The 21,285-nt window shown below is 65.3% G+C and carries 15 protein-coding genes; 9 read left to right on the top strand and 6 right to left on the bottom strand.

Features of this window, described 5'->3' with window-relative positions; all coding sequences use genetic code 11:
• Positions 1–37: 37 nt before the first annotated feature.
• The 4 genes from efeO to BMI87_RS04035 all read left to right on the top strand — a co-directional run bounded on the left by efeO (position 38) and on the right by BMI87_RS04035 (position 5,010).
• Positions 38–1,237, top strand: a complete 1,200-nt coding sequence (efeO, locus tag BMI87_RS04050; protein ID WP_210402449.1) for an iron uptake system protein EfeO — start codon at positions 38–40, stop codon at positions 1,235–1,237.
• A gap of 17 nt (positions 1,238–1,254) precedes the next feature.
• A complete protein-coding gene (locus BMI87_RS04045) occupies positions 1,255–2,511 on the top strand; it encodes a Dyp-type peroxidase (RefSeq protein ID WP_078519852.1) in 1,257 nt (418 codons plus the stop codon).
• A gap of 233 nt (positions 2,512–2,744) precedes the next feature.
• Complete coding sequence (locus BMI87_RS04040; RefSeq protein WP_078519851.1) at positions 2,745–3,689, top strand: sensor histidine kinase; 945 nt, start codon at positions 2,745–2,747, stop codon at positions 3,687–3,689.
• Positions 3,690–3,867: 178 nt separating this feature from the next.
• The gene (locus BMI87_RS04035; RefSeq protein WP_168175154.1) at positions 3,868–5,010 is read left to right on the top strand and encodes a glycosyltransferase; all 1,143 of its coding nucleotides are present in this window, start codon (positions 3,868–3,870) and stop codon (positions 5,008–5,010) included.
• 64 nt (positions 5,011–5,074) lie between these two features.
• On the opposite strand, the gene BMI87_RS04030 is transcribed toward BMI87_RS04035, so the two are convergent.
• The 4 genes from BMI87_RS04030 to glgX all read right to left on the bottom strand — a co-directional run bounded on the left by BMI87_RS04030 (position 5,075) and on the right by glgX (position 12,487).
• Positions 5,075–6,142, bottom strand: a complete 1,068-nt coding sequence (locus BMI87_RS04030; protein ID WP_168175153.1) for a sugar phosphate nucleotidyltransferase — start codon at positions 6,140–6,142, stop codon at positions 5,075–5,077.
• 266 nt (positions 6,143–6,408) lie between these two features.
• Positions 6,409–8,688, bottom strand: a complete 2,280-nt coding sequence (treY, locus tag BMI87_RS04025) for a malto-oligosyltrehalose synthase (protein WP_246832639.1) — start codon at positions 8,686–8,688, stop codon at positions 6,409–6,411.
• The gene (gene treZ / locus BMI87_RS04020; protein ID WP_078519848.1) at positions 8,688–10,415 is read right to left on the bottom strand and encodes a malto-oligosyltrehalose trehalohydrolase; all 1,728 of its coding nucleotides are present in this window, start codon (positions 10,413–10,415) and stop codon (positions 8,688–8,690) included. Before treZ ends, treY begins: the two co-directional genes overlap by 1 nt.
• Positions 10,412–12,487 carry a glycogen debranching protein GlgX gene (glgX, locus tag BMI87_RS04015; RefSeq protein ID WP_078519847.1) on the bottom strand — a complete coding sequence of 692 codons (2,076 nt, stop codon included), beginning with the start codon at positions 12,485–12,487 and terminating at the stop codon, positions 10,412–10,414. Before glgX ends, treZ begins: the two co-directional genes overlap by 4 nt.
• Positions 12,488–12,711: 224 nt before the next feature.
• On the opposite strand from glgX, the gene BMI87_RS04010 reads away from it, so the two are divergent.
• Entirely contained in the window at positions 12,712–14,226 is a 1,515-nt protein-coding gene (locus tag BMI87_RS04010) for a catalase (protein ID WP_078519846.1), read from the top strand.
• A 78-nt stretch (positions 14,227–14,304) separates the two neighbouring features.
• Here BMI87_RS04010 and BMI87_RS22460 read toward each other — a convergent pair whose 3' ends face one another.
• The gene (locus tag BMI87_RS22460) at positions 14,305–14,772 is read right to left on the bottom strand and encodes a nucleoside deaminase (protein ID WP_168175152.1); all 468 of its coding nucleotides are present in this window, start codon (positions 14,770–14,772) and stop codon (positions 14,305–14,307) included.
• Between the two features lie 528 nt (positions 14,773–15,300).
• Between BMI87_RS22460 and BMI87_RS04000 the strand changes: the two genes are divergently transcribed.
• The 3 genes from BMI87_RS04000 (at position 15,301) to BMI87_RS03990 (ending at position 18,804) form a co-directional block, all read left to right on the top strand.
• Entirely contained in the window at positions 15,301–15,837 is a 537-nt protein-coding gene (locus BMI87_RS04000) for a DUF882 domain-containing protein (RefSeq protein ID WP_078519844.1), read from the top strand.
• A 229-nt stretch (positions 15,838–16,066) separates the two neighbouring features.
• Entirely contained in the window at positions 16,067–16,540 is a 474-nt protein-coding gene (locus BMI87_RS03995; RefSeq protein ID WP_078519843.1) for a (2Fe-2S)-binding protein, read from the top strand.
• On the top strand, positions 16,537–18,804 hold the full coding sequence (locus tag BMI87_RS03990; protein ID WP_078519842.1) for a molybdopterin cofactor-binding domain-containing protein: 2,268 nt from the start codon (positions 16,537–16,539) through the stop codon (positions 18,802–18,804). The genes BMI87_RS03995 and BMI87_RS03990 overlap by 4 nt, the downstream gene beginning before the upstream one ends.
• A 52-nt stretch (positions 18,805–18,856) precedes the next feature.
• Here the strand turns inward: BMI87_RS03990 and BMI87_RS03985 are convergent, their stop codons facing one another.
• The gene (locus BMI87_RS03985; RefSeq protein WP_078519841.1) at positions 18,857–19,288 is read right to left on the bottom strand and encodes a MarR family winged helix-turn-helix transcriptional regulator; all 432 of its coding nucleotides are present in this window, start codon (positions 19,286–19,288) and stop codon (positions 18,857–18,859) included.
• A 109-nt stretch (positions 19,289–19,397) separates the two neighbouring features.
• Between BMI87_RS03985 and BMI87_RS03980 the strand changes: the two genes are divergently transcribed.
• A complete protein-coding gene (locus BMI87_RS03980) occupies positions 19,398–21,281 on the top strand; it encodes an FAD-dependent monooxygenase (RefSeq protein WP_078519840.1) in 1,884 nt (627 codons plus the stop codon).
• Positions 21,282–21,285 lie beyond the last annotated feature (4 nt).

The raw sequence follows: 21,285 nt of genomic DNA, 5'->3' as shown, positions 1-21,285 counted from the left end.
CAAGCCAAAACCGCAGAGCAAATACAGGAGCCTGACAATGAACATGTCGTCCCGCGCGCGCCGCCGCGCTGTCCCCCTTCTCGCCGCAACCGCGTTCTTCGCGCAGCCCGCACTGGCCGATGCGCCCACGAATAATGGGGCCGCGCAGGTCGCGATCACGCTGACCGGCGAGAATGGCGGCGCATGCGTGCTCGATCACGACAGCGCGGCGGCCGGGCCGATTACCTTCACGGTGACCAATGAATCCGCTCCCGCGATCTCCGAGTTGGAGCTGCTGTCGGACAGCCGCATCCTCGGCGAGAAAGAGAACCTCGCCCCCGGTCTGCCCGCGTCGAGCTTCACCGTCACGCTCGACGGTGGCGACTATCGCATCTATTGCCCGGGCGCGGCCGAAGACACCGTGGCCTTCACCGTGACCGGCGAGAGCAAGCAGCGCGCCCAAAGCGCGATCGGCGATCTGCTGGACGAAGGCACCGCAGGCTACGCCAATTACGTCGAAGGCATGGTCGGCGCGATGGTGACCGCAAGCGAACGCCTCGCCGCGAAAGTGGACGAAGGCGACGTGGAGGGCGCGAAGGCGGCCTATGCGCAGGCCCGTCCGTTCTACGAGCGGATCGAGCCCGACGTCGAAGGCTTCGTTCTGCCCGGCACCGACCCGACCGACAACTCTGGCAACCTCGATTACCTGATCGACATGCGCGCCTCGAACCTCGACCCGGCGGTCGGCTGGCACGGCTTCCACGCGGTGGAGCGCGACCTGTTCGAAAAAGGTGAAATCACCGACGAGACCGAGGCCTATGCGGCGGAGCTGGTGAAGAACGTCAAGATGCTCGCCGATCTGTCCGGCGGGATCGAATATCGCCCGGAAGACCTCGCCAACGGCGCGGCGGCCCTTCTGGAAGAAGTCCAAAGCGGCAAGATCAGCGGTGAGGAAGAGGCCTATAGCCATATCGACCTCGTGGACTTCGCGGCCAATATCGAAGGCGCGCATCAGGCCTTCGCTTTCCTCGAGCCGGGGCTGAAGCGGATCGATCCGGACGTGGCCGAAACCATCGCGCAGCGCTTCGCGGATGTGCAGACGATGCTCGAAGACTACCGCGATCCCGACGCTCTGGGCGGCTACAAGATCTACGATGCCGAGCTGCGCAAATCCGACGCGGTGAAGCTGAGCCGCGCGATCCAGATGCTGCAGGAGCCGCTGTCGCGGATCGCTGAAAAAGTCGCGACGGCAAGCTGAAGACGAAGGAGGCCATGATGCGCGGGCAAGACGATAAACCGGCAGGACTGTCACGGCGTGGGCTGTTTCTGGGCGCGGCAGCGCTTGGGGGCACTATCGCCACGGCGGGGCAGGCGGCGGAGACCGGCAAGGTCGCGCCCGACGCCATGCCCGATCCGGACCAGAGGCGCTATGCCTTTTACGGCACCGGGCCGCAGGCCGGGATCGCCACGCCGCCGCAGCAGCATCTGATGGCCATGGCCTTCGACCTGACCGGGACCGATCCGCGCGCATTGCAAGTGCTGCTCGCGCGCTGGTCGGCCTCGATCGGGCTGATGATGGAAGGGCAGCCGGTCGGTCCGGCAGAGCCCGACCGCGAGACAGCCACCGCGCTCGAGACCGGCGAGGCGCTCGGGCTTGGTCCGGCAGGGCTGACGGTGACCGTGGGCCTTGGCCCGCGCGTCTTCTCCAAGGAGATGGGGCTGGCAGCGAAAGCCCCGCCGCATCTGCGTCCGCTGGCCGATTTGCCCTCGGATGCGCTGCGCCCCGAGATCAGCGGCGGCGATCTATCGCTGCAGGCCTGCGCCGACGATCCGCAGGTCGCCTATCACGCGGTGCGCATCCTCGCACGGATCGCGAAACGCACCGGCGCCGCGACGGTGCGCTGGACCCAGCTCGGCTTCGGGCGCGCCTCGGCCGGGGCAGGGCAGGAGACGCCGCGCAACCTCTTTGGCTATCGCGACGGTACCCGCAACATCACCACGCCCGAGCAGCTCGCGCAGCATGTCTGGGCCAATGACGGTCCCGAATGGCAGCATGGCGGGACCTATCAGGTCATGCGCCGGATCGAGATGCATATCGAGAATTGGGACAACGCGCAGGTTAGTCACCAGAACGACGTGTTCGGGCGGCACAAGCTGACCGGCGCGCCGCTGACCGGCACGGACGAATTCGACACGCCCGATTTCAAGGCGAAGAACGCGCAAGGCGAGCCGGTGATCCCGACGCATGCGCATATTCGGCTGTCGGCGCATGAAACCAATGACGGCATCCGTATCCTGCGGCGCGGCTACAACTTCACCGGCGGGCTGAACGCGGTCGGACGGCTCGATGCGGGGCTGTTCTTCATCAGCTACCAGAACGATCCCGCGCATTTCGAGGCGCTGCAACGGCGGCTTGGCGCGTCGGATCTGCTGAATGAATACATCTCCCACACCGGGTCGGGACTGTTCTGGGTGCCGCCTGCCGCGCCGAAAGGGTCCTATATCGGAGCACCGCTTTTCGCGGCGGTCTAAGCCTCCGGGGCTGAGCCTGAGTTGAGGCCGTTGCGCGCCGTCGTCGCGGAGAGACCAAGAAGCATCAGAAACCTCAGGAAGTCTGAGCTGTGCCGGGGGCATAGGTGACGGGGGCTGGCGGTTTACAGCAGTTGACTCGGTCGGGGGAAAGGTCACTGTGTCGGGCCGGGCCATTTGGCTCCGCGCCCCGCTCATCCTCCCCCGCACATCGTCAGTACCGAGGTTTCCCCAGCATGTCGCTTCCCCCCATCGGCCTCGAGGACGCATTCGGCATTGCCGGGATCGGCCGCTGGGAATTCTCGGTCGAGGCGCGCCGCTTGGTAATCGACGAGCCGTGTCGTCTGCTCTTCGACATCTCCGAAGGAGAGATGGACTTGCAGGACGCAGTGCGGACCCGGGTGATCGAGGAAGATCGCGAGCGCGTTTTCGAGGCGCTCGACAGTGCCGTGAGCGAGGGCGACCTCTATGACGAGGTCTTCCGGATCACCCTTCCTTCCGGCGAGCAGCGCTGGATTCGTGGCGTCGGAAAATACCGCGCGCAGGCGGGCCAGCGCAAAGTCATCGGGGTCAGCTTCGACATCACCTCCGAGCAGGAGTTGCTGGCCGAGCGCGAGCTGCACCTCGCCGAGATGAACCACCGCATCAAGAACCTCTTTGCGCTCGTCTCCGCAATGATTTCCAGCGCGGCTCGCGCGAGCGAAACCAAGGAGGAGATGTTGGATGAGCTGCGCGGCCGCGTGACCGCCCTCGATCGCGCGCATTCCCTGATGCTGCGCACCGACAGCACGCAGCCGGTCGCGCTCGGTGGGCTGTTGGAGCGGGTGCTTGCGCCTGCGCGCGCCGAACAGACCATTCTGCTGTCGGGCCCAGAGGTCATGATCCCCGCGCGGGCGCTGACCTCGCTGGCCTTGATCTTGCATGAATGGGTAACGAACTCCGCCAAATACGGCGCGCTGCGCTCTGTGGACGGCCAGATCAATGTGACATGGGAGCCCTATGAGAACGGCGTCCACCTCACCTGGAAAGAGCAGGTCCCGGATTACGACGCGGCCGCCGAACAGGGCTTCGGCTCGCGCCTGATCCTCGCCTCGGCGATGCAACTGCGCGCCGAGAAAGAGCGCCGCTATGAGGATGGCTGGCTCATCATCGACATGAAGCTGCCGCTCGACGGGTACTGAAGCGCGCGACCCCCGGGGGGGAAATCGGGCAACAGCCGAGACTTTCTGCATGATCGGCTCCGCGATGCAGGAACAAGCGTCGCACCCATTGGTTCCCCTACACGATACGATTGAAGTCCCATTACCGAAACAGCCCGTTCATCGCCCGGAGCCCATGCGTTTCCGGGAAGGGAGGCACATGCGCATCGCTATCATTTCCCCAATTCGTCACCCCATTTCGGCGCCCTTCATGGGTGGGATGGAGGCCCATTCCTATGCGCTCGCAGGCGCCCTCGTCGCGCGAGGGCATGAGGTGACACTGTTTGCGTCGGGCGACAGTCAGCCGCCCGAAGGGGTGGAGCTGTATCCGGTCACGGAACAGCATGTCGACAGTGCCTATCCGTCGAAAGGCGGCCGCGAGTCCGATGTGCCCGATACCCATCTCGACAGCGCCTTCGCGGGCATCCTGCAAAAGTTGGAGACGGGGGGCTTCGACATCATTCACAACAATTCACTGCACCGCTATCCGCCGCGGCTGGCACGGCGAGAGCGGATCGCGATGCTGACGTCCCTGCATGTGCCGCCCCTCGAGACGCTGCGCGACGCCGTCCACGATGCCAGAGCGCCATGGTGTCGTTTCACCGTCTGCACGGGGGCGCAGCGCGAGCGTTGGGCCAAGCCCGACTGCGATCTGTCCTTCCATGTCGTGCCGAACGGGATCGATACCGGCGTCTGGGGCTTCTGCCCTCATGCCGATGGCTCGGCGGTCTGGTTCGGGCGCATCACTCCCAACAAGGGCACCGCCGAGGCCGTGAAGGCCGCGCGGATCGCAGAGGTGCCGCTGCGGATTTACGGGCCAATCGAGGATCGTGCGTATTTCGACGACACCATCGCGCCCTATCTCGGATCGCAGATCACCTATGGTGGCAATCTGACGGCGGAGGACCTGAGCGCCGAGGTCGCCAGGGCGTCGGTCTGCTTCTTCACGCCGGTCTGGGATGAACCCTTCGGGCTCGCCGCAGCCGAGGCGATGTCCTGCGGTGTGCCCGTCGCTGCCTTCGATTCCGGCGCGGTGCGCGAGGTCGTGGGCGAGGCGGGCGTGATCGTGCCGACAGGCGACGTGGCCGCGCTTGCGAGCGCTGCGCGCAAGGCGATGACCTGCGACCGACAATTCGTGCGCGACCGGGCGATCGCCCGTTTCGGGGTGGAGCGGATGGTCGACCGCTACGAAGAGCTCTATCGCATGTGCATGGCGGGGCTCTCGGAGCCCGCGCCCGAGGTCGATTTCGCGCCGGACGATCTGCCGCCGGCAGAGGTCGGTGTCAGGCTGGCGGTGGAATAGCGCGGGACTGAAAAAGGCGCGGACCGCTGAAGGTCCGCGCCCGAAAGCGTCTCGGAATTGGTACCTAGTGCAGCCGCTCTCTGGAGCGGTCGACCATCGCCTGCGTGATCAAATTGGTGTCACCGCTGCGGCGGAACCAGCGCATATTCGTGCGCCCGATCCCTTCCACGATCGTTCCGGCTGGCAGCGAGACATCGGGTGCCAGCAGCGTATCGGTCAGGTGGCAATCGCGCGAGACGGCCCCTTTTGCCGTCAACGCGGAGCGCCGACCGACCCCGATGACGCCCGGCTGCGCCTCGAGATGAAGGCAGCTCAGCGGCGGGCTTCCCCGTGTCGTGCCACCTTGCGGCGCCGCGAAATCCAGAAGGGCTGAGCGATAGTCGTCGAGCGTGTCGATATCGCGCCAATAGGCTTCGCGGCCGGTGTCGCTGCGCGGCAGACGGTAGGCTTGCAGGGCCTTCTCGCGCAGCGCGGCTTCCAGCAGGTCGGCCTCGATCGAAATATCGAACCGGCCCCGCGACAGCTCCGGGAGTTCCTTGCGAAGCCACGCTGTCTTGAAGAGGTAGATCCCCGTCGCGACCAAACTGCGCCCTGAGCTTTCGCCGATCTCGGCGGGCGCGCTCGGGCGATGGGTAAGTGCGCTGACATGCCCGTCCCGCGCGACTTCAAGCACCGAATGATGCTCCGCATCTGACGATGAGAGCGTTGCAGCGACCAGCGTCGCGGGCGCGTCACTCAGGCGATGGCGCTGGATGAACGGACGCAGATCGATGTCGCATATCTGATCGGCGGGCATCACCAGAACGTCGTTAACGCCTTCGCGCTCGAGCAGGTCGAGATTGGCGAGAAGCGCATGGGCCGTGCCACGATAGCCGCCGCGCGAGAGTCGCGTCGCGTCGCGAATCCCCAGCCCTTCAGGAAACGCATCCGCCCATTTGTCGCGCAGGTGCCGGATCAGCGGCGCGGGACGATATTGCGTCGCGATGATCGCCCGTGTGAACCCGGCAGCACGCAGCGAAGCAAGAGTGAAATCCACCAATCGCTGGCCGCCAGCGCCGAAGGGCAGGGCAGGTTTGCAACTCTCCTCGGTCAGCTCGTACAGACGCTTCCCGCGCCCGCCGGCCAAGACCATGGGAAGACAGCCGTTCAATAAATTGGGTCTTTTCTGAGTCAGCATCAGAGCTCCTCCACCGTGACGCCGCGACATGAATAAGCTTAACGCTTTTCAAAAATGAAAGCCATGAAACGGGTCCGCGGTTCCCGGATTTCCGCCGGTTCGCGGTAAGATTTCCGCGTGTGTTTTTTGACCATTTCGAGAGCTGATCGATAACCCTTTGAGTCTAGGGGACGGTCTCGGACGATGTGTCAAAAAGCAGGTCGCGCTGATCCGCCGATCAATTAGGCAGGCGGCGGAAATGCGAGGCGGGCGGCAGTATCCTCCGCTGCCGAATCGCGAATCTCGAAGAGCGCGCCATCGCTCAGATCGCGCAGGTCACGACGGAAGCGCAGGGTGATTTCGCGCCCGCCCGCGCGACGGGTGAGCGTAAAGATACCGTCACGCTCTGCCGCCTCGGCGGTGCCTGCGCGGAACACGTCCTCCGCCTGTCGTCGCAGCTTCAGAAGGCGCCGGGTGGCGTCTGATTTCGCCTGCTCGAAGGACGTCAGGGTTTCCGGCAAAGCGAAAGGGCGGCGATTGTCGGGATCGGTCAATTCGTAGAGGGCGCGCTCCCCGCGCTGGTAGATGTCGGGCATGCCGGGCAGCATCATCTTCAGTGCCAGTTGCAGCAGCGAAAGCCGCTGTCCCGTCGCGATCAGGGGCGCGAGTTCGGCTGGCGGCTGCGCCTCCCATGCCGCGCAAATCCGCCGCGCCGCGTCCAAGGCGGCCTCCTCGGCCTCGATATCGGGGAAGGACCAGCGCGTGATCTCCCCGCCCTCGCGCAGCGCTTTGCGAAGATGCTCGGTCAGGCGCTCGCACAGGTCCGGACCGGGCGCTGGATCGTCCCAGATGCCCAGAAGGCTTTGCGTAGCATACCAGACGAAACCGGCATCCGAGAGTGCGGCGTCTTGCATCGCGGTATCGAACAAAGCGGCAAAGGTCTCGGGATGGTGCGAGATCGCAGCGATCCGCATCCGTGTATCCTCGGCGCGTTTCGTGTCGTGGCTCGAGGTCAGCGTCAGCGCCGTGTCCCGCTGGCCCTGCGCACTGGAGAACCACGCGTTCAACCCCTGCGCATCCAGGAGTGGTGTGTCGGGTTCGGCGCCAACCTCATTTGCGGCGAGGTAACGGGTGTGGCGGAAGAAGGCGGTGTCCTCCTGCGCCTTGGCGACCACCGCGCCCGTCACCTGCTGAAACCGGATGCGGAACTTAAGGCTCAGCTTATTCTTCCCGTCGAGCAGCAGCCCGGCGAGCAGATCGAGCGCCTCGCGCTGCGGCAAGGTCTCTGCCGCAGCTTCCACCGTCTCTTCGATGATCGCGCGGTCTTCGGGTGTCGCGGGCGGCGTGGTGATATAGGTGCGATAGCGCGGGAAGAAAATCAGCAGCGCCAGCATCGCCTCGCGCAGCGTCTCGGCATCGGGCGGGTCGAGCCGATCCACCACGAGCGCCGCCTGCGCAAGGTCGATCAGCTGGTGCAACTCGGCCGCGAGGTCTTCGGGGATCACCTGCGCGCGCGCTTCACGGCTCATCGTCTCGTAATCGTCGCAGCCGCCGGTGCGCTCGCGCCAAAGTGCATCGAGCCGCGCGAAGCCTTCGGGTTCGGTGAGCAGGCGGCAAATCTGCCGTCCGGCCTCGTATCCGGTCGTGCCGTCGGTTTGCCACTCGGCGGGCATCGCCTCATCGTCGGTCAGAATTTTCTCGACCCAGATCGGGACTGCATCGCCGACAGTCTGGCGCAGCCGCTCCAGATAGGTGGCGGGATCGGCGAGCCCGTCGATATGATCGATCCGTAGCGCGTGGGCGAGCCCCTCGCGAACCAGCCGCGCGGGCAGCTCGGTCATCGCGGCGAATACCGCCGGATCCTCGATGCGCATCCCGATCAGTCCGGTGATGTTGAAGAAGCGCCGATGCGAGAGCGCGCCGCGTTCGCGCGTCCAGTCGCGCAGCTGCCAGTGCTGGTGCGTCAGGACCGCAGCGATGTCTTCCAGCGCCTCCGTGCCGGGCGCGAGCGGCAGCCAGCCACCTTCCCATTCCACCGCGCCACCGTGATCCTCAGTCAGTCGCAGCTCACCCTTCGCCAGCATGTCGTCGAGCGGCTCCGGCAGGAAAGGCAGGATCAGTTTTTGCGACCAGTCGATCGCGAAGTAATCGGCATAGGCGCTGTCGGGGCCATGGCGCATCGCATCGCGCATCCACGGATTATCGAGCGAGAGTGCGGTGTGGTTCGGCACGAGGTCGAGCACGATGCAGAGCCCCAGCGCCTGCGCCGCCTCCGACAGCGCACGAAACCCGTCCTCGCCGCCAAGCGCCGGGTCGATCTCCTGCGGATTGGCCACGTCGTAGCCGTGGGTCGAGCCCTCGGTCGCCGTGAAGATCGGCGACAGGTAGAGATGGCTCACGCCAAGATCGGCGAGATAGGGCAGAAAGGTTTTCGCAGCCGCGAAGTCGATGCCGTTTCGCAATTGCAGCCGGTAAGTCGCGATCATGGGGTGGGCAGTGGCAGCGGGCATATCGGACGGCATTACTCAATCCTCACGTCGATGGCGAAGGCGTCCCGGCGCGGGTCGCCCATCGAGAATAGCGCAGGCTCGCGGCGTGCAGCATTGGAGGCGGGTGCCCCGAGGCTGACGAGAATATCGAGCGTCCCCGCCGCGAAAGGCCAGCGCGCGTGGAAGGCCTTCGCCCCGTGGCGCGTGACCTCGCCGGGCCCGGTCTTGCCGCTGCGCAAAAGCGGCAGCACATGCGCCCGGCGCAGGCTCAGAAGCTGGCGCGTCAGCCGCAGCCACTCCTGCGCGCGCCGCCCGGTGTCACCGTAAGGGTAGCACAGGCGCGGCGTGTCGGGAGAGGCGGGGTCGATCATCGCCCCCGTGTCATAGCCGATGCCTTGCAGCTCTTTCGTCCGGCCTGCGCGCAGCGCGGCGACGGCGTCCGGCGGCGGATCGGCGAAGAAGGGGAAGGGCGCGGTCGAGCCGACCTCTTCGCCCATGAACAGCATCGGCGTGAAGGGCATCAGCAACAACAGCGCATGGATCACCGCACCCGCCTCGTCGCCGATAAGGCTCAGGAGGCGTTCGCCCTCGGGACGGTTGCCCGCTTGGTCATGGGTGAGGTTGGCGTTCACGAAAGCGGACCACGGTAGATGGGCGGCGGGCGCGCCGCGCGCTTTCGTCCCGTCGGCCCGTGTCTGGCCTTCCTCGATCTGACCCCGCGCCATCGCCCGCGCCAGATCGCCGAACGGATCGGCGCCATGGGCCGCGTAATAACCCTGCGTCTCGCCGGTCAGCGCAACATGCAGCGCGTTATGCCAATCGTCGTTCCACTGCGCGTCATACCCGGCGTCGCGTAGATCGGGGAAGTTGCGCTCGTCCTCGAGGATCAGGTGGATCGGACGGCCTCGGTCCTGCGCGCGGATCGTTTGCAAAAGCTCGATCAGGAAATGCGGCTCGGACGGATCGCGGATCGCATGGACCGCATCGAGCCGCAGCCCGTCGAGACGGTATTCGTCGATCCATCCCGTCGCTGCCTCGCGCAGCAGGGTGCGCACTTCGGGTCGCGTAAAGTCAATCGCATCGCCCCAAGGCGTGGCCTCCCCGCCGAAGGTCTGGGGCGCATAGGCGTGCAGGTAGTTCCCGAAGGGACCGAAATGGTTCAGCACCAGATCGAGGATCACCATGATCCCGTGGCCCTGCGCTGTGCGAATGAAAGCGCGCATCTCGTCGGGACTGCCGTAGGTCGGATGCGGCGCGCGCAGCAAAACCCCGTCATAGCCCCAGCCATGAGCGCCGTGGAACTGCGAGACGGGCATGATCTCGATGGCCGTGATGCCAAGCTCTGCCAGTTGGGGCAGGCGTTCCGCGGCAGCGGTGAACGTGCCCTCGGGGGTGAAGGTGCCGATGTGGATTTCGAGGATCACCGCCTCGTCCCATGGCCGCCCTTGCCATGGGTCGCCCCAATCGAAAGTGGCCGGGTCGTGGGTCAGGGAGGGGCCGTGAACATCGCCTTGCTGGCGGCGTGCGGCCGGATCGGGGTAGTTGGTGCCGTCGAGGCGGAATGCGTAGGGCAGTCCGTCGCGGGCCGCGACTGAGGCCTGCCTGCCGCCGTCTCCGACCGGTGTCATGTCATGTGCCGCTCCGTCCAGCACCAACTCTGCGCGCTTCGCGGCAGGGGCCCAGATGGCGAAGTCCCAGTTACCCTCCGCCCCCGGATGCGCGCCCCAGCGAAGGGGCTGCCGATCGCCTGCCGCCGTCACGCGTCGCCCTCGTCGCTCGCAGCTTCACCCTCACGACAGAACGCGTGCAGCGATTGCCACGGCAGCGACTGCACTCCGTCGACTGCCTCGTCGCAGCGCGGATCGTCCCGGGTCGTGTCGAGGATATGGTGCCAGCCGTCGCCGGGCAGGGTGAATTCGCATGCATCGCCCGCATTGGCAACGATCAGCAGCTCGGGGTAGCCCGCCAACCGGTGCCGCAATCCGACGCAGCACAGCCCCGCTTCCTGCCAGTCGCCATCCTTCATCTGCCGTCCCGACGCGTGCCACCAGTCGCTGACCGGGGTCGCGGCGTTGGGTGCGAAGGCGGGCGGGGCGAGGTGGTAGCGCCAGTCCTGCCGGAATGCGACCATCGCGCTGAGGCTGTCGCGCAGATCGGTCCGCGCGCCCTCCCAGTCGATCCATGTCGTCTCGTTGTCCTGACAATAGGCGTTGTTGTTGCCGTTCTGGCTCTGGCCCATCTCGTCGCCTGCGAGGATCATCGGCACGCCGTGGCTGACCAGTAGCGAGCCCAGCATCGCGCGCGCCCTACGCAGGCGGGCGGCGTTGATCTCGGCGTCGTCGGTCGGTCCTTCGACGCCCATATTGTCGGACAGGTTATGGTCGTGGCCGTCGCGATTGCCCTCGCCATTGGCCTCGTTGTGTTTGTGGTTGTAGCTCAGCGTATCCCAGAGCGTGAAGCCGTCATGGGCGGCGAGAAAATTGATCGAGGAGGTCGCAGGGCGGTGCGTGTGGTCGAACTGCACCGGCGAGCCCATCAGCCGCTGGGAAATCTTCGGCAAGAGCCCCGGATCGCGCCGCCAGAACGCGCGGGTGTCATCGCGGAACTTGTCGTTCCATTCGCGGAAGGGCCAGGGAAAGCCGCCCACCTGATAGCCGCCTTCGCCGATATCCCACGGCTCGGCGATCAGCTTCACGCCGGACAGCACCGGGTCCTGCCGGATTGCGTTGAAGAAAGCCCCCTCGCGTTCGAAGCCGGCGGGTTCGCGACCAAGTGTCGAGGCGAGGTCGAAGCGGAAGCCGTCGACATGCACCGCCTCCACCCAGTAGCGCAGGCTGTCCATCACGAGGCGCAGCACCATCGGATGGGCGACGTTGAGCGTGTTGCCGGTGCCGGTCGTGTCGAAGCCGTGGCGTTTGTTTTCCGGCGACAGCAGGTAGTAGCTGCGATTGTCGATGCCCTTGAAGCTGAGCGTCGGGCCGAGCTCGTTACCCTCGGCGGTGTGGTTGTAGACCACGTCGAGGATCACTTCGATCCCGGCCTCGTGGAACCGTTTCACCGCGGCGCGCACCTCGCGCACGTCCTCGCCGGCGAGATAGCTGCGATTGGGTGCGAAGAACCCGATGGAGTTATATCCCCAGTAGTTCGACAGGCCGTTCTCGACCAGGTGGCGATCCTGCACGATGGCATGGATCGGCAGCAGTTCGATCGTGGTCACGCCGAGCGTCAGCAGGTGGTCGATGATCTGCGGAGAGGCGAGCGCGCGGAAGGTCCCGCGATCGGCCTGTACGACGCCCGGATGGCGCATCGTCAGGCCCTTCACATGGGCCTCGTAGATCACCGTCTCGGACCACGGGCGGTGCAGAACCTGATCCTGATCCCAGTCGAACTGCGTGTCGACGACGATGGCTTTCGGCATGAACGGGGCGGAGTCGCGGGTGTCCTGTTTCAGATCGGAGCCGCCAATGGGATAGCCGAACAGCGCGTCATCCCATTTCAGATAGCCCCGCATCGCCATCGCATAGGGGTCGAGAAGCAGTTTGTTCGGGTTGAAGCGCAGACCTTCCTCGGGGGCGAACCGCCCGTGGACGCGGTAACCATAGGCGAGGCCTTCCTGCGCGCCGGGCAAATGGCCGAACCAGATCCCGCCCTCCTGCTGCGGCATCTCCAGCCGCGCGAGTTCCTCCTGGCCCTCATCGTCGAAAAGGCACAGCTCCACCTTCTCGGCCTCTTCGGAGAAAATCGCGAAATTCACACCGTCTCCGGTGACGCGCGCGCCAAGAGTGTCGGGTCGCCCCGCATACGGATCGAAACGCAGCGAACTGGGGGGCATAGGGGAGGCTCCATGTGCGGAAGAAACGGCGATGCGCCAACGGGATCAATGCGCTGCAGTGGAATCGGTTCCCAAGCGTAAGTCGCTGAGGGCCGGATCGGGACGGGCTGCACCCATTTCGACCAACATATCGGAGCCGTGAATTCAGTCGTGGAAACTTCAAGGAACTGCGCCACGCCCCCTGCGTTTCCGAACCGATATTTTCCAAAATTAGAGGTTCCGACATGACGCACGACAAGCGCGGACGCCCCGCCACCACAGACGGGGGAGCCCCCGTCCAAAGTCTCGAACATTCGCTCACGGTCGGTTCCGACGGCCCGATCGTTCTGAACGATCACTACCTCATCGAGCAGATGGCGAATTTCAACCGCGAGCGCATCCCGGAGCGCCAGCCCCACGCCAAGGGCTCGGGCGCGTTCGGCCATTTCACCGTGACGGGCGACGTCTCGAAATACACCAAGGCGAAGGTGTTCCAGCCGGGTGCGAAGACCGACATCGTGGCGCGGTTCTCGACCGTCGCAGGCGAGCGCGGCAGCCCCGACACTTGGCGCGACCCGCGCGGCTTCTCGGTGAAGATGTATACCGAGGAAGGCAACTTCGACATGGTGGGCAACAACACCCCCATCTTCTTCGTGCGCGACCCGCTGAAGTTCCAGAGCTTCATCCGCAGCCAGAAGCGCCGTGCCGATAACGGTCTGCGCGACCACGACATGCAGTGGGACTTCTGGACCCTCTCGCCCGAGAGCGCGCATCAGGTCACCTATCTGATGGGCGATCGCGGCATCCCGCGTACCTGGCGTGAGATGAACGGCTATTCGAGCCACACCTATTCGCTCGTCAACGAAGCGGGCGAGATGTTCTGGGTGAAGTTCCACTTCAAGACCGATCAGGGCGACGGCAACGCGCATTTCACGCAGGAAGAAGCGGACGAGATGGCAGGCGCCGATAGCGACTATCACCGCCGCGACCTGTTCAACGCGATATCCGAGGGCAACAACCCGAGCTGGACGCTCTACTTCCAGATCATGCCCTTCGAGGATGCCAAGACCTATCGCATCAACCCGTTCGACCTGACGAAGGTCTGGCCGCACAAGGACTACCCGCTGATCGAGGTCGGCAAGATGGTGCTCGACCGCAACCCGACCGATTTCCACACCGAAATCGAGCAGGCGGCCTTCGAGCCCAACAACATGGTCCCCGGCGTCGGCCTCTCGCCCGACAAGATGCTGTTGGCACGTGGCTTCTCCTATGCCGATGCGCACCGCGCGCGGCTCGGGGTGAACTACAAGCAGATCCCGGTGAACAAGCCGCAGGCCGAAACCAACGCCTACACCAAGGACGGCGCGCTGCGGGTCAACAAGTCCGAAGACCCGGTCTATTTCCCGAACTCCTATGGCGGCCCGGAAGCGCATCCGCAGAAATCCGAAGCCGGTCTGTGGTACTCCGATGGCGAGATGGTCCGGCAGGCCTACACGCTGCGTGAGGATGACGACGACTGGAGCCAGGCAGGTTCGCTCGTGCGGGACGTGATGGACGACGCGGCGCGCGAGCGTCTCGTGAACAACGTCACCGGTCACCTCTGCGACGGTGTGAGCGAGAAGATTTTGCAGCGTGCGTTTGAGTACTGGCGCAACATCGACGGCGATATCGGCGCGCGCATCGAGAAAGCGGTCCGCGACAAGCTGGGCGGTGAATCGAAAGCGCCGGGCATGGCCTCGGCGAAAAGCATCGGCCGCTAAGCTGAACGTAAGACAGACCAAAGGAAAAGGCGGGGCCGCGGCCCCGCCTTTTTGCTATCCGCTTAGCTTAGAAAGGCGTCACTCCTCGCCATCGACATAGAGTGCGACGACATCCTCCTCCAGCACGCCGCCGATCGCTTCGAAGGCTTCGCCTGCGTCGCGGAATTCGGTCAGCGTCAAATCGGGGAAGACGAAATACTTCCCCGCGACATTCTCCTTCTGCGCGCCGAAGACGATCCGCTTGATCCCGGAGAACCGCGCCGCCGAGAGGCACATCTCGCAGGGCTGCAGGGTCGTCAAAAGCACGCAGCCCTCGAGCGACGGGTCGTCCTGCGCCCGTGTCGCCTTCGCGATCGCCACGATCTCGGCATGGCGGGTTGGGTCGCAGTTCAGATGCACCTCGTTCTCCCCCTCGGCGATGATCTCACCGTCGCGCAGGATCGCGGCGGCGATCCCCGCCTTGCCCGGCTCCTGCGCGGCCTCTTTCGCCTTGGCGATCAAGCGGGCCATCGCCTCGCGTTCGGTCGGGGTGGGGGGCTCGGGCATGGATGCGATCCTTTCGGCGGTCTGAGGAAGAGGGGTGGGCGCGGCGGGCGCGCAGGGACGAACGTCCACGGCTGCGCGCTGTTCCCCGCTTGCGGTTGCGACCAATCCCACACGCGCGCCGATTTTTTCGGGAACCCATGTCGACATTCGGCGTTGGACGAGACTTACAGGTGACCGAAAGGCGCGCCGCGAAGCTGCTGCGTCTTCGTGGGGTCCAAGTCTCCACGGGGCGAATCGGGTGGTGGTTTCAGGTGCGGTGACGTGTCCGGAAGCCAAAAACCGGCCTCTCCCGCGTGTGAGGCTGTCCTCGCGCTTCCTCGCGCCCGCGTGACCTGCAAGGGCTGCGCGGGTTTCAAGAGGTAACATCCGGTCAGATGACCTTGAGGTGAGGGCGTCTGTCGGCAACTCCCTGCTAAGCTCTCGGCATTTGGCTGCCGGTTCCATCGATGGAACCCAGTGCGGCCCTTTTGTTCGTCCCCGAAATTTCGAATTTGCGCCCTTCGACACGCATTCGAAGGGACAACAATCATGGCAAAGGCAACAGGACTGCTCCGTCGCGAGTTTCTCCTGGGCGCGGCGGGCGCCCTCGCAACCCCCTACATCGTCACCCCGGCACAGGCAGGCCAGACGGACGAGCGCCGCCTGCGCTTCCACAATCCGCATACCAACGAGAATTTCGACGCGGTCTATTTCGCGAAGGGGCAGTATGACGACGACGCGATGCGCGAGTTCTACCGGATCGCCCGCGATTGGCGTCAGGAAAAAGAGGTGAAGATCGACAACCGCACGGTCAACATCGCCTACAACATGCAGAACATGCTCGAGCAGAGCACGCCGCTGATGCTGGTGTCGGGCTATCGCACGCCCAAGACGAACCGTCTCGTGCATGGCGCGACGCATAGCTACCACATGCGGGGCGAGGCGCTCGATCTGACGCATCCGCATGTCTCGACCAGCACGCTGCACAAAGTGGCTCTGCGCATCCGTGGCGGCGGTGTGGGCTACTATCCGAGCGAGCATTTCGTGCATGTCGATTGCGGCCCGGTCCGCACCTGGCGCGGCTGAGCGCAGGCCTGCCAAAGACCATCGGCGCGGCGCGCGGTTTCCCTGCCTTCACGGGATCGACACGAGGGCAGGACGCCCCGCCGCGCTGACGCGCCGGCACCCCCGGCGGTTCCATCTTCTCGCGAAGTTTTCACGAAAATTTAGTGCCTCGCGCCACTCGTGCCCTAGGTGGAGAGCGGCCAACCAGCGCCGCGCGAGCGCTCACCGATGAAACGGCGAGGAGGAATTCATGAAATTGAAAATCAACGGCAAGTCCGTCGACGTGCAGTCCGGCCCGGATACCCCGCTCCTTTGGGTGATCCGCGACGAGCTCGGCATGACCGGCACGAAATTCGGCTGCGGGATCGCACAATGCGGCGCCTGTTCGGTGCTGCTTGACGGCACGGTTCAGCGCAGCTGTGTCCTGCCCGTCAGCGCCGTCGGCGACAGCGAAGTCACCACCATCGAAGAGATCGAGAACGACCCCGTCGGCAAGCGTGTCGTCGAAGCCTGGGTCGACAAGGAAGTGCCGCAATGCGGCTATTGCCAGTCGGGTCAGGTGATGGCGGCGACCTCGCTGCTGAAGTCGAACGACAAGCCCACCGAAGATGACATCACGGCAGCTATGACCAACCTGTGCCGCTGCGGCACCTATAACGCGATCAACGACACGATCGCCTCGATTGCCGGCACCGATGCAGAGAAAGCGGGGGATGCGCAATGAACGACCACGATCCCAAAATCTCCGATCCCGGCTATCCGACCGGCGCGCCCGAGAACGTCTCGCGCCGCCGCTTCCTGCTGGCCTCGGCCGGTATCACCGCAGGCTCGCTCGTGCTGGGCTTCGGCCTTAGCGTCGCGCCGAACAAGGCAGCCGCCGCCGCTGCGAAGGACATGCCGCCCGGCTCGAACGTCCCGGCCTTCCTCGAGCTGCGCAAAGACGGCAAGGTCCGCCTGCTGAGCCCGTTCAACGAGGGCGGCCAAGGTGTCTTCACCGCGATGGCGCAGATCGTGGGCGAGGAAATGGACGTGGCCCCCGAGAGCTTCATCGTCGAGAACGCGCCCGCGGGCAGCGATTACCTCGTGGTCTACGGCAAGATGCGGATCACCGGCGGCTCGATGTCGGTGCGCACCAGCTACGACACCATGCGCAAGCTCGGTGCGGCGGCGCGTCAGATGATGCTGGAAGCGGCGGCGAAGAAGCTCGACGCGCCGGTGTCTGACCTGTCGACCGAGCCGGGCAAGGTGGTCCACAAGGCCTCCGGCAAGTCGCTGGGCTATGGCGAGCTGGCGGGCGACGCGCTCGACCAGGAGGTGCCGAGCCCCGACTCCGTGACTCTGAAAGACCCGAAAGACTTCAAGTGGATCGGCGAGCCCGTGAAGCGCGTCGACGTCTATGAGAAATCGACCGGCAAGGCGATGTATGCGATGGATGCCAAGGTCGACGGAATGCTGCACGCCGCCGTCCAGCACGCCCCGCGTCTGGGTCTCAAGCCCGGCGACATCAGCAATCTCGAAGAGGTGAAGGGCATGGCCGGAGTCATGTCGGTGCACAAGCTCGACGGGGCGGTGGCTGTCGTGGCCGAGCGCTTCTGGGATGCGAAAACGGCGGTCGAAGCCGCCAAGGTCGACTGGCAGGAGCCGAGCGAGGACGAGAAGTCCAAGATCCGCTACATGCCCGCCGATTTCTCGACCGAGGAGTTCGCAAAGCAACTGGCCAACACCAAAGGCGACGGCACCGAGGCCGAGAACGAGGGCGACATCACGTCGGGCTTCGACGGCGCGGCCAAGACGGTCGATGCGACCTATCAGAGCCAATACCTGCACCACGCCCAGATCGAGCCTGCCTCGACGCTGGCGCGGTTCAACGAGGATGGTTCGCTCGACATCTGGCTGCCCAATCAGGCGCCCGAGCAGTTCCAGGCCCAGATCGCGGATGCGGCTGGCATCAAGCCCGAGCAGGTGAAGGTCAACTCGCCGATGCTCGGTGGTTTCTTCGGCCGGCATTTCCTGTACCCCTCGGCCAACCCCTTCCCGCAGGCGGTTCAGCTTGCGAAAGAGGTCGGCAAGCCGATCAAGGTGATCTGGACGCGCGAGCAGGAATTCCTGCGCGACCCGATGCGCCCGATGGCGGCGGTGCGTTTCCGTGGCGCGCTGGACGAGAACGGCATGCCGGTGGCGCTCGAGGCGATCTCCGCCTGCGAAGGTCCGACCGAGGCGCTCAACGGCCACAACCCTGACAAGGTCGATGCGATGGCCGTCGAAGGGCTGACCGGCAAGAGCTACGCGATCCCGAACCGCCGCATTGCGCAGAACTTTGTCGAGAACCCGACCTCGCTCGCCTATTGGCGTTCGGTCGGCCATTCGATGAACGACTTCTTCTATGAAGCCTTCCTCGATGAGATGGCCGATGCGGGCGGTCAGGACCCCTATGAGCTGCGCATGAAGCTGCTCGAAGGGAATGAGCGTCTGACTAATCTGCTCAAAGCCGTGGGCGATCTCTCGGGCGGCTGGAAGCGTGGCCCCTTCGACGCCGAGGACGGCACCCGCCGCGCCCGCGGTGTCGCGATGGCGTCGCCCTTCGGCAGCGAGGCGGCGGCGATTGCCGAGGTCTCGATACAGGACGGCCAGATCGTCGTGCATGACATCTGGGACGTGCTCGACCCGGGCAGCATCGTGAACCCGTCGATCATCAAGGCGCAGATCATGGGGGCGGCCACGCTCGGCACCTCCGAGGCGCTGATCGAAGAGGTCGCCTACAAGAACGGCGAGCCGACCGCGCGCAACTTCGACTACTACCCGATCCTCGGTGGGGCGCGGGCGCCGCGCATCCATGCGAAGGTGATCGAGAGCGGCGCGAAGATGGGCGGCGTGGGCGAGCCGCCGCTGCCCGCCGTGCCGCCGGCGATCGCCAATGCGGTCTCGGCGCTGACCGGGCAGCGCGTGCGTTCGATGCCGATGGACAAGCTCGACCTGAAGAAGGGCTGAGCTCGTCCGGACGGAAAGAATTGGGGGAGGCGGCGCGATCCGCCTCCCTTTTTCAGTCCTGCGGGGCGACCGCCTTGCGGGCAAGCGCAATGAACTGCGCGGCCTCTTCCTCGCTCAACCCTTCCAGAATCTCCGCCTGCAGCCGCGTCACTACGGGCCGCGCACCCTCCAGTGCCGCGGTCCCTTCCGGCGTCAGATGCAGGCTGCGGGCGCGCCGATCCGTCTCGCTGACGGCCCGCGCCACCAGCCCCTTCTGCACCAGCCGCTTCACCACGTCGCCGATCGTCGCGCGGTCATAGGCGATGCGCGCGGCCAGCTGCGCCTGATCCATTCCCGGCTCACGCGACAGAGCGTCGAGCGCCGCGAATTGCACCGAGGTCAGTTCCACCGGGGCGTGCTTGATCCGCTTCTGAAACACCGCCGTCGAGCGCTGATTGAGACGTCGGATCAGGTGGCCGGGCAGGGTTTCGAGATCGCGTTTCATCGAGGGCGCTCCGGTTTGGGGTTCTATTCGGTATGTATACTTACCATATTGACGTGACGCCAGCCTTTCCGCTAATGATAAGTATGCATATCAATTGGGAGGGCGCGCTATGCAGTTTCATCTGAACGGGTTCACTACCGGCGATCCGGCCATCGCGCCGCGTCATCCGCAGGCGGGGGAGACGCTCGACAAGGTCGATGTGCTGATCGTCGGATGCGGCCCGGCGGGGCTGACCCTTGCGGCGCAGCTTGCAGCCTTCCCCGAGATTTCCGTGCGCATCACCGAGCGCAAATCCGGCCCGCTCGAAGTCGGGCAGGCGGACGGCATCGCCTGCCGCTCGGTCGAGATGTTCGAGGCTTTCGGCTTCGCCGAGAAGGTGATGAAGGAAGGCTATTGGGTGAATGAGGTCGCCTTCTGGCGGCCCGGCGTGCAAGGCGAGGGGCTGCAGCGGGCCGACCGGATTCAGGACGTGGCCGATGACCTCTCAGAGATGCCGCATGTCATCCTCAATCAGGCGCGGGTCCATGATTTCTACCTCGAGAAGATGCAAAACGGTGCACGCCGTCTGACCCCGGATTACGATCGCGCGCTGACCACGCTCACCCGCGCCGACGACCCCGATTATCCGCTCGTCGCGATATTCGACTGCCTCGATGCGCCGGGCGAGACTGAGACGATCCGCGCGCGCTATGTCGTCGGCTGCGACGGGGCGCGCAGCACGGTGCGCAAATCTATCGGGCACGAATTGCACGGCGAATCCGCGCGCCAGCTTTGGGGCGTGATGGATGTGCTGCCGGTCACCGACTTCCCCGATATCCGGCTCAAGGCGGCGATCCAGTCGGCAACCGAGGGCAGCATCCTGATCATCCCGCGCGAAGGCGGCTATCTGGTGCGGCTCTATATCGAGCTCGACGCGCTGCATGGCGACGAGCGCGCCGCGGATCGCAATGTCAGCGCCGAGATGCTGATCGAGAAAGCGCAGGCGATCCTCTCCCCCTACAGTCTCGATGTGAAGGAGGTCGCATGGTGGTCGGCCTATGAGATCGGCCAGCGTGTCTGCGACGGGTTCGACGACAGCGACGGGGGCGGCGACGGCGTGACCGAGCCGCGCATCTTCATCGCGGGCGACGCCTGCCACACCCATAGCCCGAAGGCGGGGCAGGGTATGAACGTCTCGATGGCCGACACGTTCAACCTCGGCTGGAAACTGGCTGCCGTGCTGCGCGGACAGGCGCGGCCAGAGCTGTTGCGGACCTATTCGGCGGAGCGGCAGGCCAAGGCGCAGGAACTGATCGACTTCGACCGCGACATGGCGCGGCTGTTCAGCGCGAAGCCGCAGACTAAGGAGGAAGAGGCGCAGTTTCAGGCCTATTTCCAGAAACACGGGCGCTATACCGCCGGGGTCGAGACGCAATACGCGCCGGGGCTCCTGATCGGCGACGCCGCGCATCAGGCGCTGGCCGCCGGGCAGGTCGTGGGCAAGCGCTTCCACTCCGCTCCGGTGGTGCGTTTGGCGGATGCGAAGCCGGTGCAGCTGGGCCATGCGTTCAAGGCGGACGGGCGCTGGCGGCTTCTGGCGTTTGCGCCGACGGGCGACACAGGCGAGACGGGTGGGGCGATCGCGCAGCTATGCGACCGGCTCGATGGGCCGGAGGGACTACTTCACCGCTTCACGCCCGAGGGCGCGGATATCGACAGCGTCGTCGACCTGCGCGCGGTCTTCCAGACGCCCCATCGCGAGATGCGCATCGAGGCGCTGCCCGCGCTCCTGCGTCCCAAGAAGGGGCGTTACGGGCTGGTCGATTACGAGAAAGCCTTCTGCCCCGCCGTCCCCGGTCCCGACATTTTCGATCTGCGCGGCATCGACCGGGCGCAGGGCGCCTTGCTGGTGCTGCGGCCCGATCAATATGTCGCGCAGGTATTGCCGCTCGATGCGGTGGACGCGGTCGCGGATTTCTTCGACCGCATCCTGATCCCGCAATCGGCAGGCTGAGGGC

Source organism: Thioclava sp. F28-4 (genome assembly GCF_002020045.1).
In the GTDB taxonomy this organism is placed as follows: domain Bacteria; phylum Pseudomonadota; class Alphaproteobacteria; order Rhodobacterales; family Rhodobacteraceae; genus Thioclava; species Thioclava sediminum.
Note: the sequence above shows the minus strand (reverse complement) of the source record. Positions and strands in the feature narration are given on the sequence as shown.